The 14647-nt window shown below is 75.2% G+C and carries 15 protein-coding genes; 12 read left to right on the top strand and 3 right to left on the bottom strand.

All coding sequences use genetic code 11. From position 1 onward, the window contains the following. Nucleotides 1-46: 46 nt before the first annotated feature. Nucleotides 47-979 carry an SIS domain-containing protein gene (locus IE287_RS10385; RefSeq protein WP_189848671.1) on the top strand — a complete coding sequence of 311 codons (933 nt, stop codon included), beginning with the start codon at nucleotides 47-49 and terminating at the stop codon, nucleotides 977-979. Beyond that, entirely contained in the window at nucleotides 976-1728 is a 753-nt protein-coding gene (locus IE287_RS10380; protein ID WP_189848670.1) for a PIG-L deacetylase family protein, read from the top strand. Before IE287_RS10385 ends, IE287_RS10380 begins: the two co-directional genes overlap by 4 nt. Nucleotides 1729-1797: 69 nt before the next feature. On the opposite strand, the gene IE287_RS10375 is transcribed toward IE287_RS10380, so the two are convergent. Further along, nucleotides 1798-2577 carry a VOC family protein gene (locus IE287_RS10375; RefSeq protein WP_189848889.1) on the bottom strand — a complete coding sequence of 260 codons (780 nt, stop codon included), beginning with the start codon at nucleotides 2575-2577 and terminating at the stop codon, nucleotides 1798-1800. A 342-nt stretch (nucleotides 2578-2919) separates the two neighbouring features. Then, the gene (locus tag IE287_RS10370) at nucleotides 2920-3870 is read right to left on the bottom strand and encodes an NAD(P)/FAD-dependent oxidoreductase (RefSeq protein WP_189848669.1); all 951 of its coding nucleotides are present in this window, start codon (nucleotides 3868-3870) and stop codon (nucleotides 2920-2922) included. Between the two features lie 67 nt (nucleotides 3871-3937). On the opposite strand from IE287_RS10370, the gene IE287_RS10365 reads away from it, so the two are divergent. The 4 genes from IE287_RS10365 (at nucleotide 3938) to IE287_RS10350 (ending at nucleotide 7965) form a co-directional block, all read left to right on the top strand. Then, complete coding sequence (locus tag IE287_RS10365) at nucleotides 3938-4525, top strand: helix-turn-helix domain-containing protein (protein WP_189848668.1); 588 nt, start codon at nucleotides 3938-3940, stop codon at nucleotides 4523-4525. Nucleotides 4526-4727: 202 nt separating this feature from the next. Next, on the top strand, nucleotides 4728-5696 hold the full coding sequence (locus IE287_RS10360; RefSeq protein ID WP_189848667.1) for an NADPH:quinone oxidoreductase family protein: 969 nt from the start codon (nucleotides 4728-4730) through the stop codon (nucleotides 5694-5696). Further along, complete coding sequence (locus tag IE287_RS10355; RefSeq protein ID WP_189848666.1) at nucleotides 5693-6874, top strand: acyl-CoA dehydrogenase family protein; 1182 nt, start codon at nucleotides 5693-5695, stop codon at nucleotides 6872-6874. The genes IE287_RS10360 and IE287_RS10355 overlap by 4 nt, the downstream gene beginning before the upstream one ends. Then, the gene (locus tag IE287_RS10350; RefSeq protein ID WP_189848665.1) at nucleotides 6871-7965 is read left to right on the top strand and encodes an acyl-CoA dehydrogenase family protein; all 1095 of its coding nucleotides are present in this window, start codon (nucleotides 6871-6873) and stop codon (nucleotides 7963-7965) included. The genes IE287_RS10355 and IE287_RS10350 overlap by 4 nt, the downstream gene beginning before the upstream one ends. A 63-nt stretch (nucleotides 7966-8028) precedes the next feature. Here IE287_RS10350 and IE287_RS10345 read toward each other — a convergent pair whose 3' ends face one another. After that, the gene (locus IE287_RS10345) at nucleotides 8029-8718 is read right to left on the bottom strand and encodes a class I SAM-dependent methyltransferase (RefSeq protein ID WP_189848664.1); all 690 of its coding nucleotides are present in this window, start codon (nucleotides 8716-8718) and stop codon (nucleotides 8029-8031) included. A gap of 123 nt (nucleotides 8719-8841) precedes the next feature. On the opposite strand from IE287_RS10345, the gene IE287_RS10340 reads away from it, so the two are divergent. The 6 genes from IE287_RS10340 (at nucleotide 8842) to IE287_RS10315 (ending at nucleotide 14255) form a co-directional block, all read left to right on the top strand. Further along, nucleotides 8842-10458 carry an ABC transporter substrate-binding protein gene (locus IE287_RS10340; RefSeq protein WP_189848663.1) on the top strand — a complete coding sequence of 539 codons (1617 nt, stop codon included), beginning with the start codon at nucleotides 8842-8844 and terminating at the stop codon, nucleotides 10456-10458. Further along, nucleotides 10455-11447 carry an ABC transporter permease gene (locus IE287_RS10335; protein WP_189848662.1) on the top strand — a complete coding sequence of 331 codons (993 nt, stop codon included), beginning with the start codon at nucleotides 10455-10457 and terminating at the stop codon, nucleotides 11445-11447. The genes IE287_RS10340 and IE287_RS10335 overlap by 4 nt, the downstream gene beginning before the upstream one ends. After that, nucleotides 11440-12276, top strand: a complete 837-nt coding sequence (locus IE287_RS10330; protein ID WP_189848661.1) for an ABC transporter permease — start codon at nucleotides 11440-11442, stop codon at nucleotides 12274-12276. Before IE287_RS10335 ends, IE287_RS10330 begins: the two co-directional genes overlap by 8 nt. Continuing rightward, nucleotides 12273-13265, top strand: coding sequence for an ABC transporter ATP-binding protein (locus tag IE287_RS10325; RefSeq protein ID WP_229883388.1), 993 nt, complete (start codon nucleotides 12273-12275; stop codon nucleotides 13263-13265). Before IE287_RS10330 ends, IE287_RS10325 begins: the two co-directional genes overlap by 4 nt. Next, nucleotides 13258-13938, top strand: a complete 681-nt coding sequence (locus IE287_RS10320; protein ID WP_189848659.1) for an ABC transporter ATP-binding protein — start codon at nucleotides 13258-13260, stop codon at nucleotides 13936-13938. The genes IE287_RS10325 and IE287_RS10320 overlap by 8 nt, the downstream gene beginning before the upstream one ends. Nucleotides 13939-14060: 122 nt before the next feature. Then, complete coding sequence (locus IE287_RS10315) at nucleotides 14061-14255, top strand: hypothetical protein (RefSeq protein ID WP_189848658.1); 195 nt, start codon at nucleotides 14061-14063, stop codon at nucleotides 14253-14255. The last annotated feature ends 392 nt before the right edge of the window (nucleotides 14256-14647 follow it).

Raw genomic sequence — 14647 nt, 5'->3', positions numbered from 1 at the left:
CGATCGCACATGGCCCGCCCCGCGGCGGGCCGGTACAACTCGGTCCATGAGCGCACACGTCACCGCCGAGATCGCCGGCCAGCCCGACTGCTGGCGCCGCGCCGCCGCCCTCGCCGGGCCGCTCGCCGACCGGCTGCCCCGCCCCGGCGAGCGGGTCGCTGTGGTCGGCTGCGGCACCTCGTACCTGATCGCCCGCGCCTACGCGGCCCTGCGGGAATCCCTCGGGGCGGGCGAGACCGACGCCTTCCCCGCCTCCGAGCGCACCCCGCTCGGCCGCGGCTACGACCGCATCGTGGCCCTCACCCGCTCCGGCACGACCACCGAGGTGGCCGACCTCCTCGCCGGCGCGGCCGGCCGGCTGCCCACCCTGGTCCTCACCGGGGTCCCCGACAGCCCCGCCGGCCGGCTCGCCGACCAGGTGGTCGACCTCTCCTTCGCCGACGAACGCTCCGTCGTGCAGACCCGGTTCGCCACCACCGCCCTCCAACTCCTGCGCGCCGGACTCGGGGTGGACCTCGCCCCCTCCGTCGCCGACGCCGAACTCGCCCTCTACGAGCCCCTCCCGGCGCACTGGGAGCGACGCGTCCAGTTCACCTTCCTCGGCACCGGCTGGACCGTCGGCCTCGCCGACGAGGCGGCCCTGAAGCTCCGCGAGGTCGCCCGCGCCTGGACGGAGTCGTACGCGGCGATGGAGTACCGGCACGGACCCATCAGCATCAGCGACCGGACCAGCCTCGTCTGGTGCATCGGCCCCGTCCCGGCCGGACTCCGCGAGGAAGTGGAGTCCACCGGCGCCCTGTTCACCGCCGACGCCGTCGACCCGGTCGCCGCCCTGGTCCGCGCCCAGCGCCTCGCCGTCTCCCTCGCCGCCCGGCGCGGCCTCAACCCCGACCGTCCGCGCCACGTCTCACGCTCCGTGATCCTCGCCGGAGCGTTCCGCCCCACCGCGGCGGAGGCCGCCCGTATCCTGCGGGCATGATCGACACCGAAGCCACCGACCTGCCCGAGCTCCCCGGCGACTGGCGGCGCGCCCTCGCGGTCGTCGCCCACCCCGACGACCTGGAGTACGGCTGCGCGGCCGCCGTCGCCCGTTGGACCGACGAGGGCAAGGAGGTCGTCTACCTCCTGGTCAGCCGGGGCGAGGCCGGGATCGACACGCTCGACCCGGAGGTCTGCGCACCGCTGCGCGAGCGCGAGCAGCGGGCGAGCGCCGCCGTGGTCGGCGTGGACACCGTCGAGTTCCTCGACCACCGCGACGGCGTCATCGAGTACGGGACCGCGCTCCGCCGCGACATCGCCGCGGCGATCCGCCGCCACCGCCCCGAGCTCGTCGTGACCCTCAACCACCGCGACGGCTGGGGCGACGGGCCGGGCGCGCCCCGGAACACCCCCGACCACGTGGCCGTCGGCCGCGCGACCCTCGACGCGGCGGCGGACGCGGGCAACCGCTGGATCTTCCCCGAACTCGCCGAGCGGGGCCTCGCGCCCTGGGACGGGGTCCGCCGGGTCGCCGTCGCCGCGTCCAGCACCCCGACCCACGCCGTCGACGCCGGCCCGGGCCTGGAGCGGGCGGTGGAGTCGCTCCTCTGCCACCGCGCCTACATCGAGGCCCTGACGGACCGGGAACCGGAGGAGTACGCCCGGGAGTTCGTCACCGCCACCACCTCCCGCGCGGCCGACCGCTTCGGCGGCCGCCCGGCGGTGACCTTCGAGGTCTTCCCCCGTTAGGCCGTGCCCGGAGGGCGGACGGCGCGACTTCCCGGACAGGACCCGGTGGCTTTTGCCGAGCGCCCGCCGTCAGCCCGTCGGAGCCGGCGTGAGGACCGCGAACTCGGCCCCCGAGGGGTCGGTGAACCAGGCGAGGCGGCCGACGTCCGGGACGTCCGCCGGCGGCAGCAGGACCGCACCGCCCGAGGCGGTCACCGCGTCCGCCGCCGCGTCGGCGTCCGCGACCTCGAAGTACGGGATCCAGCGGGACCGTTCGCCGGGCCCCTGGAGCTCGGCGGCGCCGCCGAAGGAGGCCGCCTCCTGGTCGCCCTCGGCGGTCGAGACCACCCGGTACGTCATGCCGGGCGCCTCCATCTCCGCCCAGCGCCACTCGAAGAGCGAGCGGTAGAAGTCGAGCGCGGCCTCCGGGTCCGGGGTGTGCAGCTCCACCCAGACGAGCGTGTTCCGCGAGGAGGTGCGGTCCAGGCCCCGGACCGATCCGGCCTGCCAGACGGCGAACTCGGCCCCGGCGGGGTCGGTGAGCGCCGCCATCCGGCCCGCGTCCATCACGTCCGTGGCGCGGACCCGGACCCGCCCGCCCTCGGCGGCCGTCACCATCTGGGAGGTGTCCGCGTCCGAGGTCCGGAAGTACACGGTCCAGGCGCTCCGCGCGCCCTCCTCGGTGAGCGGGCCGAGCGCGGCGACGGTCGCCCCGTCCTGCTGGAAGAAGCCGTACCCGTCGGCCTCGGGACCGGCCGGGCGGAACTCCCAGCCGAGCACGGCGGCGTAGAACTCCGCCGCGCCGACGGTGTCCGGGCTGCCGAGGTCGATCCAGCAGGGGGAGCCGTGGGTGTACTGGGTGCCGAGCATGGGGCGGTGCCGTCCTTCCGTCGTCCTGCGTCCGGGCCGGATTCCGGCCACCATGGCCGATCCTCGGGCTTTCGCCCGGACGCCGCGACCGGTGCCGCGCCGGTTCATCCGACCGGCGCACCCGCCGCGCCGGATCCCCGCCGCGCCGGACCCCTGCCGCGCCGGACCCCTGCCGCGCCGGACCCCTGCCGCGCCGGATCCCCGGCGTTCGGTGCTCCCCTCCTCCCGGGTCCCGCCGCCCCCCGCCCCCCACCGCCCCCGGCGTTCCCGTCCTCCCGCCGCTCCGGGCGTCCGTCGCCCTGGGGATCCGTCGCCCCGCGTTCCCGTCGCCCCGGGGATCCGTCAGCCCTCCAGGCCGTCCGCCCTCGCCGCGAGGTCGCCCATGAGCAGCTCGCCGTGGAGGACCGCGCCCGCCCGGTAGCCCGCGCCGGCCGCGTTGACGACCTGCTCGGCGGGGCCGGTCACGTTCCCCGCCGCCCAGACGCCCGGCACGCTCGTCCGGCCCGCCTCGTCGACCTTCACGAAGGTGCCGAAGGGCGTCTCGTACCCCTCCGCGCCGAGCTGCCGGAGCACCCCGTCACGGGGGAGGAGCCGGGTGCCCGCCGCGAAGAGCACCTCGCAGCCGACGGTCCGACCGTCGGCGAGCCGTACCCCGGTCAGGCGGTCGTCCTCCACGGCGACCGCCTCGACCGCGCCCTCCACGGTCCGGACGCCCGCCGCGGCCAGCAGCCGGGCGTCCTGCCCGGTGAGCTCCGCGCCGTCCAGGAAGAGCGTCACGTCGGAGGAGAGGTGCGAGACCATCAGTGCCTGATGGGCCGGCATCGCCGGATGCGCCACGACGCCGAGGGGCCGGTCGCGGACTTCCCAGCCGTGGCAGAAGGGGCAGTGCAGCACGTCCCGGCCCCACCGCTCGGCCAGTCCCCCGATCTCCGGCAGTTCGTCGACGAGGCCGGTGGCCACGACCAGCCGCCTGGCGGCCAGCGCGGTCCCGTCGGCGAGGGTGAGGGCGAAACCGTCGCCGTCCGCGGCCGCCGCCGTGACCTCGCCCGGCCGGACCTCCACGCCGTACGCGAGGAGTTCGCGCCGGCCGGCCGCCAGGAACTCCGCGGGGGCCATCCCGTCCCGCGAGAGGTAGCCCTGCATGTGGCCGCTCGGCGCGTTGCGCGGCTCGCCCGCGTCCACGACCAGGGTGCGGCGCCGGGACCGGCCGAGGATCAGCGCGGCGCTGAGTCCGGCCGCCCCGCCGCCGACCACCACGACCTCGAAGCTGTTGTCGTCCATGAGTGCGTTCATGCCGCGAGCGTCACCCGGGACCCATCGGGGCGGCAAGGAATCTTGCCGTTTCTGCAACACTGGATCCATGACCGAAGACGACCGCACCGACGCCGTGCTCACCGAGGTCGGCCCCCGGCTGCGCCGGGTCCGCCGCGACCGCGGGGTGACCCTGGCCGAGCTCTCCGCCGCCACCGGCATCTCCGTCTCCACCCTCTCCCGCCTGGAGTCCGGGCAGCGCAGGCCGAGCCTCGAACTGCTCCTCCCGCTGGCCCGCGCCCATCAGGTCCCCCTGGACGAGCTGGTCGGCGCCCCGCCGGTCGGCGACCCCCGGGTGCGGGCCCGCCCGATCGTCCGCCACGGCCGCACCATGTACCCGCTCACCCGCCAGCCCGGCGGCCTCCAGGCGTACAAGGTGATCCAGGAGAAGGCCTCGGAGCAGCCGGACCCCCGGGTCCACGAGGGGTACGAGTGGCTCTACGTCCTCTCGGGGAGGCTGCGCCTGGTCCTGGGCGAGCACGACGTGGTCCTGGCGGCCGGCGAGGCGGCCGAGTTCGACACCCGGGTGCCGCACTGGTTCGGCCCGACCGCCGACGGCCCGGTGGAGTTCCTGAGCCTCTTCGGCCCGCAGGGCGAGCGGATGCACGTACGGGCGCGCCCCAAGAAGTCCGACTGAGCGGCCGCGGCCGTGGAGGCGGGGGCGGGGGCACCGCCTGGACGTCCGCCTCCACGGGGGCCCCGGCCGCGCTCGTCCCCCCGGGCCGGGGAGCTACCGGCCGGCAAGCCCCCGGCGGGGAAGTCCGCCCCGCCTGTTCCCCCAGGAGCAAGCGACCGCTTAGTATGCCACCGACCGCTCGGTACGGACGGAGGCTCGACGGATGCAGGCATGGCGAGTGCACGAGAACGGCGAACCCGGCGCGGTGATGCGCCGCGAGGAGGCGGACGTCCCCGAACCCGGACCCGGCCAGATCCTCCTCAGGGTCCGCGCCGCCAACGTCAACTTCCCCGACGCGCTCCTCTGCCGCGGCCACTACCAGATCCGGCCCCCGCTGCCCTTCACCCCCGGTGTCGAGCTCTGCGGCGAGACCCCGGACGGACGCCGGGTCATCGCCACCGCAGCCCTCCCGCACGGCGGCTTCGCCGGCCACGCCCTCGCCGACGCCGCGAGCCTGCTCCCGGCCCCCGACGCCCTCGACGACGCCGAGGCCGCCGCCCTCCACATCGGCTACCAGACCGGCTGGTTCGGCCTGCACCGGCGCGCCACCCTCCGGGCGGGCGAGACCCTCCTCGTGCACGCCGCCGCCGGTGGCGTCGGCAGCGCGGCCGTCCAGCTCGGCAAGGCCGCCGGCGCCACCGTCATCGGCGTGGTCGGCGGCCCCGCCAAGGCCGCCGTCGCCCGCGCCCTCGGCTGCGACGTCGTCATCGACCGCCGCTCCGAGGACGTCGTCGCCGCGGTCAAGGCCGCCACCGGCGGCCGCGGCGCCGACGTGATCTACGACCCGGTCGGCGGCGAGGCCTACCAGCAGTCCGCCAAGTGCGTCGCCTTCGAGGGACGGATCGTCGTCGTCGGCTTCGCGAGCGGCACCATCCCCGCCCCCGCCCTCAACCACGCCCTGGTCAAGAACTACGCGGTCCTCGGCCTCCACTGGGGCCTGTACGCCCAGCGCGACCCGGCCTCCGTCCTCCGGTGCCACGAGACCCTCGCCGAACTCGCCGCGAAGGGGACCGTCAAGCCGCTCGTCGCCGAGCGCGTCCCCTTCGCCGGAGCGGCCGACGCCGTCCAGCGCGTCGCCGACGGCACCACCACCGGCCGCCTCGTCGTCCTCCCGGAAGGAGCCCGCGCATGACCGACGCCGCCGCACTCCAGGAGCGCACCCGGGCCCTGCTCGCCGCGCACCCGCCCGCCACCACCGACCGGCTCGACTTCCTCCGCGCCCGCTACGACGCCGGCCTCGCCTGGGTCCACTACCCCGTCGGCCTGGGCGGACTCGACGCCCCCCGCTCCCTCCAGGCCGTCGTCGACGCCGAGCTCGCCGCGGCCGGCGCCCCCGACAACGACCCCCGGCGCATCGGCATCGGCCTCGGCATGGCCGCCCCCACCCTCCTCGCGTACGGCTCCGACGAGGTCAGGTCCCGCTTCCTGCGGCCCCTGTGGACCGGGGAGGAGGTCTGGTGCCAGCTCTTCAGCGAACCCGGCGCCGGCTCCGACCTCGCCGCCCTCGGCACCCGCGCGGTCCGCGACGGGGACGACTGGGTGGTGGACGGGCAGAAGGTGTGGACCTCCAGCGCCCACACCGCCCGCTGGGCCATCCTCATCGCGCGCACCGACCCCGACCTCCCCAAGCACCGCGGCATCACCTACTTCGTCTGCGACATGACCGACCCCGGCGTCGAGGTCCGGCCGCTGCGCCAGATCACCGGCGAGGCCGAGTTCAACGAGGTCTTCCTCACCGGCGTCCGCATCCCCGACGCCCACCGCCTCGGCGAGACCGGCGACGGCTGGCGGGTCGCCCAGACCACGCTCATGAACGAGCGGGTCTCCATCGGCGGCGCCCGCATCCCCCGCGAGGGCGGCATGATCGGCAAGGCCGCCGCCGTCTGGCGCGAGCGCCCCGCCCTGCGCACCCACGCGCTGCACCGCGACCTCCTCGCCCTCTGGGTCGACGCGGAGGTCGCCCGGCTCACCGGCGAGCGGCTGCGCCAGCAGCTCGTCGCCGGCCAGCCCGGCCCCGAGGGCAGCGCGATGAAGCTCGGCTTCGCCCGCCTCAACCAGGCCATCAGCGGCCTGGAGGTCGAACTCCTCGCCGAGGACGGCCTGGTGTACGACGACTGGACCATGCGCCGGCCCGAACTGGTCGACTTCACCGGGCGCGACGCGGGCTACCGCTACCTGCGCTCCAAGGGCAACTCGATCGAGGGCGGCACCACCGAGGTGCTCCTCAACATCGTCGCCGAGCGGGTCCTCGGACTGCCGCCGGAGCCCCGCAACGACAAGGACGTCCCCTGGAAGGACCTCGCCCGATGAGCCACGAGCCGGACCTCCTGTACTCCGACACCGAGGACGCCCTGCGGGACGCCGTCCGCTCCCTCCTCGCCGACCGGGCCGGACACCAGGCCGTCCTCGACCGGATCGAGACCGGCGACCCCTACCCGGCGGGGCTCTGGCCCGCCCTCGCCGCCGGCATCGGCGCCGCCGGACTGCTCGTCCCCGAGAAGCTGGGCGGCCAGGGCGCGAGCCACCGGGAGGCCGCGGTGGTCCTGGAGGAGCTCGGCAGGGCGGTCGCCCCCGCCCCGTACCTCACCGGCGCGGTCGTCGCGACCGAGACCCTGCTCGCCCTCGGCGCGACGGACGGCCCGGCCGCGGCCCTCCTCGCCGAGCTGGCGGCGGGGGAGCGGACCGCCGTCCTCGCGGCCCCCCTCACCACCGCCCCCCGCGCGGCGGACGCCCTCTTCGGGGCCACCGGCCCCGCCCGGGCCGTCGCCGACGCGGCCGCCGCCGACGTCTTCCTCGTGCCCCGGCCCGACGGTCTGTACGCGGTCCCCGCCGCCGAGGCCGCCGTCACTCCGGCGACCGCGCTCGACCTCACCCGCCCGCTCGCCGCCGTCGACACCGCGGGAGCGGCCGGCACCCGCCTGGCCGGAGCCGGGGAGGCGCGCGCCGCGGTGCGCCGCGGCCTCCTCGCCGGGGCGGGCCTGCTCGCCTCCGAGCAGCTCGGGCTCGCCGAGTGGTGCCTGGAGGAGACCGTCCGGCACACCAAGGAGCGGTACCAGTTCAACCGGCCGATCGGCTCCTTCCAGGCGCTCAAGCACCGCATGGCCCACCTCTGGCTGGACCTCGTCGGCGCCCGCGCGGCGGCCCGCGCCGCCGCCGACGCCCTCGCCGCCGGGGCTGCCGACGCCGAACTGACGGTGTCCGTCGCCCAGGCGTACTGCTCCGGCGTCGCCGTCCGCGCCGCCGAGGAGTGCGTCCAGCTGCACGGCGGCATCGGCATGACCTGGGAGCACCCGGCCCACCTGGCGCTCAAGCGGGCCAAGGCCGACCAGCTGGCCCTGGGCTCGGCCGGCCACCACCAGGACGTGATCGCCGGCCTGGTGGACCTCCCCGCCCCCGCCTGACGTCCGTCGCCCGCCCCGCGTGACGGCGACCGCCCGCCCCGGCCGGGGCGGGCGGTCGCCGCGTCAGCCCCCTTCGGGAGCGCGGCGCGCGTAGCAGAAGAGGTGCTCCTCGGGCTCCCCGCCGGGCACGTCGGGCCGGAAGACCGACAGCTCGTGGTGGAGCACCTCCAGGCCGCACTCCTCCCGCAGCAGCCCCAGGTACGCCTCGGCGGAGAAGCTGGAGACCCGCGCCCGGCGCCCCATCCAGGTGATCTCCAGGCCCTCGACGTCGGCCGGCACCGTCGCCGACACCAGCAGCCCGCCGGGCACCAGCCAGGACGCCATCCGCCGCACCGTCGCCACCTGCTCCTTCCGCTCCATCATCAGGAGCGGGAAGAAGGCGCATATCGCGTGGTACCCCTCCTCCGGCGGGGTGTGGTCCCGGAGGTCGCCCCGCTCGAACCGCGCCCCGGGCACCTGCGCGCGCGCCAGCTCGACCATCGTCCGGGAGACGTCCACCCCGGTCACCTCGTGCCCCGCCGCCGCGAGCAGCGCCGCCACCGGCCGCCCCGTACCGCTCCCGGCGTCCAGGACGCGGGAGCCGCGGGCGAGCCGGCCGTCGAGCCACTCCACGGCCGCCAGCTGCGCGGGCAGCCGCCCGAAGGCCCGCTCGTAGTCGATCCCCACCCCGTCGAAGAGCTCCGCGGCGCCGAGCACCGCCTCCCCGTCGCCCCGCCCCGCCGCGGGGGTCCGCTCCTCGTGCGTCTCGCTCATCGTCACTCCCGGTGTCGTCGACGTCCGGAACGCACTACCCCGCGCACGTCCCCGTTCCACCCTTGAGGTTTAATTGCAAACTCTTCGCAATAGCACTTGATCTTCAAAAGGGGAGTGGACCCGATGGCCGCCCGAACCGTCCGCCGCGCGACCGCCGCCATGGCCACGGGGGCCTTCGCCCTCACCGCCGCGGCCTGCACCAACCCCGGCACCGACGGCGCGGGCTCCACAGGCCCCAAGGACTCCGCGGTCGTCGGCATCGCCTACGAGCCCGACACCCTCAGCCCGCTCCTCGGCTACGGCAAGGACGGCAACTCCAAGATCTTCGACGGCCTCCTCGCCTTCGACGCCGGCATGAAGCTCACGCCGGCCCTCGCCCGCGAGCTCCCGAAGGTCAGCGCCGACGGACTGACGTACACCTACGCCCTCCGCTCCGGCGTCACCTTCAGCGACGGCGAGCCCTTCACCGCCGAGGACGTTGTCTTCACCTACCGCACGATCCTCGACCCGAAGACCAACAACCCCTCCCGCACCGAGCTCGACGCCCTGAAGAGCGTCGAGGCCGTCGGCGACGACACCGTGGTCTTCCACCTCAAGTACCCCTACGCGCCCTTCGCCGAGCGCACCGTCCACGCCATCGCCCCCGAGCACGTGGCCGGCGGGCAGGACGTCAACACCGGCGCCTTCACCACCAAGCCCATAGGCACCGGCCCCTACGTCCTCAGCAGCTGGTCCAAGGGCGAGAAGCTCACCTTCCAGGCCAACCCGGCCTATTGGAACGGCGCCCCCGCGGTGAAGAAGTTCACCATGGCGATCATCAAGGACGACGACGTCCGCGCCACCCGCCTGCGCGCCGGCGACCTCGACGGCGCCATCCTCCCGCCCAACCTCGCCGCCGGCTTCGCCGACGACAAGGCGAAGAAGACCTACGCGGCCACCACCTACGACTACCGCACGGTCACCCTCCCCACCCACAACCCCGTCGCCGGCGACACCGCCGTCCGCGGCGCCCTCGACATCGCCGTCGACCGGCAGACCATGGTCGACAAGATCCTCGAAGGCGCCGGAAAGCCCGCCTACGGCCCCGTCCCCACCGACAGCCCCTGGTTCGCCCGGGGCACCGAGCGCCGCCACGACCTCGCCGGCGCCCGCAAGATCCTCGACGAGGCCGGCTGGAAGCCCGGCGCCGACGGCGTCCGCGCCAAGAACGGCGTCCGCGCCTCCTTCCCCCTCTGGTACCTCTCCGGCGACAAGCTCCGCCAGGACCACGCCCTCGCCTACGCCTCCGACGCCCGCAAGGCCGGCATCGAGATCAAGACCCAGGCCGGCACCTGGGAGGTCATCGAGCCCCGCATGAAGACCGACGCCGTCCTCGCCGGCGGCGGCGCCCCCGGCGACCCCGACTTCGACCAGTACCTCCTCCTGAAGTCCACCCTCGCCGGCGACGGCTTCAACAACATGGCCTGGTACGACAACGAGGCCGTCGACCGCGCCCTGGAGGACGGCCGCCGCACGAACGACCCCGCCAAGCGCAAGGCCGCGTACGACACCGTCCAGCGCGAACTCGTCGACGACCCCGGCTACACCTTCCTCACCCACATCGACCACCTCTACGTCGTGAACGACTCCTGGGACGGCCTGACCACCCAGACCGAGCCCCACGACCACGGCCTCGCCGCCGGCCCCTGGTGGAACGTCGAGACCTGGAAGCCGAAGAACACCGGAGACACGAAGAAGTGAGCCGCCGCCTCCCCTGGGGGGCCATGGCCCGGATGACGGGACGGCGCGCCCTCGCCGCCGTCCCCGTCCTCCTCGGCGTCACCCTCGCCGTCTTCGCGGTCGCCGAAGCCTCCCCGTTCGACCCCGTCAAGGCCTACGCCGGCACCGCCGGCCTCACCGCCTCGCAGGAGAACCTCGACCAGCTCCGCCACAACCTCGGCGTCGACCGGCCCCTCCTCACCCGCTGGTGGGAATGGATCACCTCGGCCCTCACCGGCGACCTCGGCGACTCCTCCGTCATGCGCCGCCCCGTCGCCGACGTCGTCACCGAACGCCTCGGCTGGTCCGTCCTCCTCGCCGCCACCGCCTTCCTCGTCGCCATCGCGCTCGGCACCCTCCTCGGCGTCCTCGCCGGCCGCCGCCGCGGCGGCCTCCTCGACCGGACCGTCAGCGCCCTCGCCTACACCCTGGAAGCCGCCCCCGCCTTCTGGCTCGGCCTCCTCGCCATCTGGTTCTTCGCCCTCCGGCTCGGCGTCCTCCCGGCCGGCGGCCTCACCGACACCGCGAGCGACACCGTCACCCTCGACCAGGTCGCCCGCCACCTCGTGCTGCCCGCCCTCGTCCTCGGCGTCTCCCAGCTGCCGTGGTTCTTCCTGTACGTCCGCCAGGGCGTCGGCGACGCCCTCGACGAGGACCCGGTCCGCGGCGCCCGCGCCCGCGGCCTCGCCGAACGGACCGTCCTCACCGGCCACGCCCTGCGCTCCGGCATGCTCCCGATGCTCACCCTCATCGGCTCCCGCGTGCCCGAACTGATCACCGGAGCCCTCCTCGTGGAGACCGTCTTCAGCTGGCCCGGCATCGCCGCCGCCACCGTCCAGGCCGCCACCGCCGTCGACTTCCCGCTCCTCGCCGCGCTCACCGTGCTCGCGACCGCGGCCGTCCTCCTCGGCAACCTCCTCTCCGACCTCCTGTACGGCCTCGCGGACCCGAGGGTGGGCTTCGATGGCTGACCCCCGCACCCACCGCCTCCGCCTGTGGAGCTCGGCCCTCGTCGTCGGCGCCGTCGTCCTCGCCGTCCTCCTCGTCCCCCCGCTCGTCCAGCTCGACGAACAGGCCGTCGACCTCTCCCAAAAGCTGCTCCCGCCCTCCTGGGAGCACCCCTTCGGCACCGACGACGTCGGCCGCGACCTCCTCCTGCGCTGCGTCTACGGCCTCCGGATCTCCCTGCTCGTCGGCCTCGTCGCCGCCCTCGTCGCCACCGTCCTCGGCACCGCCGTCGGCGCCGCCGCGGGCGCGCTCGGCGGCTGGACCGACCGCACCCTGATGCGACTGGTGGACGCCTTCTCCTCCGTGCCCCACCTGCTCCTCGGCATCTTCGTCGTCGCCCTCTTCCGCCCCGGCGTCTGGCCCGTGATCGTCTCCGTCGCGGTCACCCACTGGCTCTCCACCGCCCGGATCGTCCGCTCCGAGGTCCTCTCGCTGCGCACCCGCCCCCACATCGAGGCCGCGATCTCCGGCGGCGCCTCGCGCCGCCGCGTCGCCACCCGCCACCTGCTCCCCGCGGTCCTGCCCCAGGCCGGCCTCGCCGCCGTCCTGATGGTCCCGCACGCCATGTGGCACGAGTCCGCGCTCTCCTTCCTCGGCCTGGGCCTCCCCAGCCACCAGGCGAGCCTCGGCAACCTCGTCCAGTCCGCCCGTTCCTCCCTCCTCGCCGGCGACTGGTGGCCCACCCTCTTCCCCGGTCTCTTCCTCATCGTCCCCACCCTCGCCCTCGCCGGCCTCGCCGGCGTCTGGCGCGACCGCCTCAACCCCCGCCGCCGATCGGAGCTGATGCTGTGAACGCCCGCGTCGCCCGCGCGCTGGACGCCGTCACCGCCGAGCGCGCCGAGAACGCCCTCCTCAGCGTCCGCGGCCTCACCGTCCGCTTCCGCCTCCGCGGCGGACGGACGGTCGCCGCCGTCACCGACGCCGACTTCGACCTCGCACCGGGGGAGTGCCTGGCCCTCGTCGGCGAGTCCGGCTGCGGCAAGTCCGTCCTCGCCTCCGCCCTCCTCGGCCTGCTCCCCGCCAACGCCGAGACCGCCGGCACGGCCCTCGTCGACGGCACGGACCTCCTCGCCGCCGGCGAGAAGACCCTCGCCCGTTCCGTACGAGGCCGGCGCATCGGCCTCGTCCCCCAGAGCCCCGCCGCCCACCTCACCCCGGTCCGCACCGTACGGGCGCACCTGGAGGAGACCGTCCGGGCCCTCACCACCACCCCGCGCTCCCGGCGCCGCAAGGCCGCCGAGGACGCCGCCGACCGCGCCGCCTTCCCGGCCACCCACCTCGACGCGTACCCCCACGAACTCTCCGGCGGCCTCGCCCAGCGCGCCGCCACCGCCCTCGCCCTCATCGGCGACGCCCCGCTCCTCCTCGCCGACGAACCCACCACCGGCCTCGACCGCGACCTCGTCGAGCGCACCGCCGACGAACTCCGCCGCCACGCCGACGACGGCCGCGGTCTCCTCCTCATCACCCACGACCTGACCGCCGCCGCCCGCATCGCCGACCGGGTCGCCGTCATGTACGCCGGCCGGATCGTCGAGACCGCCCCCGCCCACCGCTTCTTCGGCGCCACCGGCCCCGACCACCCCTACGCCCGCGGCCTCCTCGACGCCCTCCCCGACCGCGCCTTCACCCCCATCCCGGGCATGCCGCCGGAACTCTCCGACCTCCCCGAAGGCTGCGCCTTCGCCCCGCGCTGCCCCCGCGCCACCGACCTCTGCGCCACCGCCCCGGCCCTCCACGCCGGCGTCGCCTGCCACCATCCGGAGCGCCCCCGTGCTTGAACTCGACTCCGTCACCGCCGGCTACCACCCCCGCACCCCGGTCTTCCGCGGCGCCTCGCTCACCGTCGCCCCCGGCGAGTCCGTCGGTCTCCTCGGTCCCAGCGGCTGCGGCAAGTCCACCCTCGCCCGCGTCGCCGCCCTCCTCCACCGCCCCGACGCCGGCCGGCTCGTCCTCGACGGCACCGAGGTCACCGCCTGGCGCCACCGCGCACCGCGCGAGCAGCGCACCGCCGTCGGCGTCGTCTTCCAGCAGCCCCGCACCGCCGCCGACCCCCGGCTAACCCTCGCCGACCTCATCGCCGAACCCCTGCGCGCCACCGGCCGCAAGGCCGAGGCCGCAGGCCGCGTCGCCGAGCTCGCCCCCGCCGTCGGCCTCACCCCCGAGCTCCTCACCCGCCGCCCCCACGCGGTCAGCGACGGACAGCTCCAGCGCGCCTGCCTGGCCCGCGCCCTCACCCTCCGCCCCCGCTGGCTGGTCTGCGACGAGATGACCGCCATGCTCGACGCCTCCACCACCGCCGCCCTGGTGGCCGCCGTCGAGACCTACCGGGAGGAGACCGGCGCCGGCCTGCTCGCCGTGGGCCACGACCGCGTCCTCCTCACCCGCTGGTGCGACCGCACGGTGGACTGGCAGGACTGCCTGCCGCCCGAAGAGCCCCCGACCCGTCCCTGACCGGTCTCCTCGGATCCCACCCGTATGGCCGCGCCGCCGTTCCCCCGGACGGACCGCCCATTCCGCCACACTGTCCGCCGAACGCCGCAATTCCGGTGCGGCAGAAGAAGGACGTGAGTGCGATGGCCGTTTCCGTTTCCCTCGTGGTGCTCCTCCTCGTACTGGCCGTGGTCTTCATGCGCAGCGGCGGCCTCAAGGTCACCCACGCCGTCGTCTGCGCCCTCCTCGGCTTCTCCCTGGCCGGCACCAACATGGCCCCCACCATCCAGAACGGCATGGCGGCCACCGCCGAGGTCGTCTCCAGCCTCCGCCCCTGACCGGGCCGGCCCGCTGGTTTGACACGTCCCACCCGGAGGCGTAACGTTTCTTGGGTTGTCCGACGTGAGCACCGGCCCCGGTCGGCCCCGGACGGCGATTCCGCGAGAACCACAGAGCCCGACGGCGGCGAGTAATTCGTTTCCTTCGGCTCTTCGTGTTCTTTTGCGGAATGAGGAATCCCCCGATTCGCATCGGAGTCAGGGAATCCGCTAGAGTCTCACTCGTCGGAACGGCCCAACGGCCGGAAAGACGAATCCCGCCGACCGGGAATCGGGCACCGAAAAGCGTCTGATAGAGTCGGAAACGAAGGAAGCGCCCGGAGGGCCCGGAAACGGGAACGAAGGAAGCGTCCGCACCTTGAGAACTCAACAGCGTGCCAAAAATCAACGCC

Source organism: Streptomyces omiyaensis, from assembly GCF_014650895.1.
Taxonomy (GTDB): domain Bacteria; phylum Actinomycetota; class Actinomycetes; order Streptomycetales; family Streptomycetaceae; genus Streptomyces; species Streptomyces omiyaensis.
The sequence above is the reverse complement of the archived record's forward strand: the minus strand, read 5'-3'. Positions and strand labels throughout refer to the sequence as shown.

What these genes read in the sequence shown, in the direction of transcription:
- IE287_RS10345 (WP_189848664.1), bottom strand. Translation starts at nt 8,718, where the DNA reads ATGAGCGAGACGCACGAGGAGCGGACCCCCGCGGCGGGGCGGGGCGAC.
- IE287_RS10350 (WP_189848665.1), top strand. Translation starts at nt 6,871, where the DNA reads ATGAGCCACGAGCCGGACCTCCTGTACTCCGACACCGAGGACGCCCTG.
- IE287_RS10370 (WP_189848669.1), bottom strand. Translation starts at nt 3,870, where the DNA reads ATGAACGCACTCATGGACGACAACAGCTTCGAGGTCGTGGTGGTCGGC.
- IE287_RS10365 (WP_189848668.1), top strand. Translation starts at nt 3,938, where the DNA reads ATGACCGAAGACGACCGCACCGACGCCGTGCTCACCGAGGTCGGCCCC.
- IE287_RS10330 (WP_189848661.1), top strand. Translation starts at nt 11,440, where the DNA reads ATGGCTGACCCCCGCACCCACCGCCTCCGCCTGTGGAGCTCGGCCCTC.
- IE287_RS10360 (WP_189848667.1), top strand. Translation starts at nt 4,728, where the DNA reads ATGCAGGCATGGCGAGTGCACGAGAACGGCGAACCCGGCGCGGTGATG.
- IE287_RS10315 (WP_189848658.1), top strand. Translation starts at nt 14,061, where the DNA reads ATGGCCGTTTCCGTTTCCCTCGTGGTGCTCCTCCTCGTACTGGCCGTG.
- IE287_RS10385 (WP_189848671.1), top strand. Translation starts at nt 47, where the DNA reads ATGAGCGCACACGTCACCGCCGAGATCGCCGGCCAGCCCGACTGCTGG.
- IE287_RS10340 (WP_189848663.1), top strand. Translation starts at nt 8,842, where the DNA reads ATGGCCGCCCGAACCGTCCGCCGCGCGACCGCCGCCATGGCCACGGGG.
- IE287_RS10375 (WP_189848889.1), bottom strand. Translation starts at nt 2,577, where the DNA reads ATGCTCGGCACCCAGTACACCCACGGCTCCCCCTGCTGGATCGACCTC.
- IE287_RS10380 (WP_189848670.1), top strand. Translation starts at nt 976, where the DNA reads ATGATCGACACCGAAGCCACCGACCTGCCCGAGCTCCCCGGCGACTGG.
- IE287_RS10355 (WP_189848666.1), top strand. Translation starts at nt 5,693, where the DNA reads ATGACCGACGCCGCCGCACTCCAGGAGCGCACCCGGGCCCTGCTCGCC.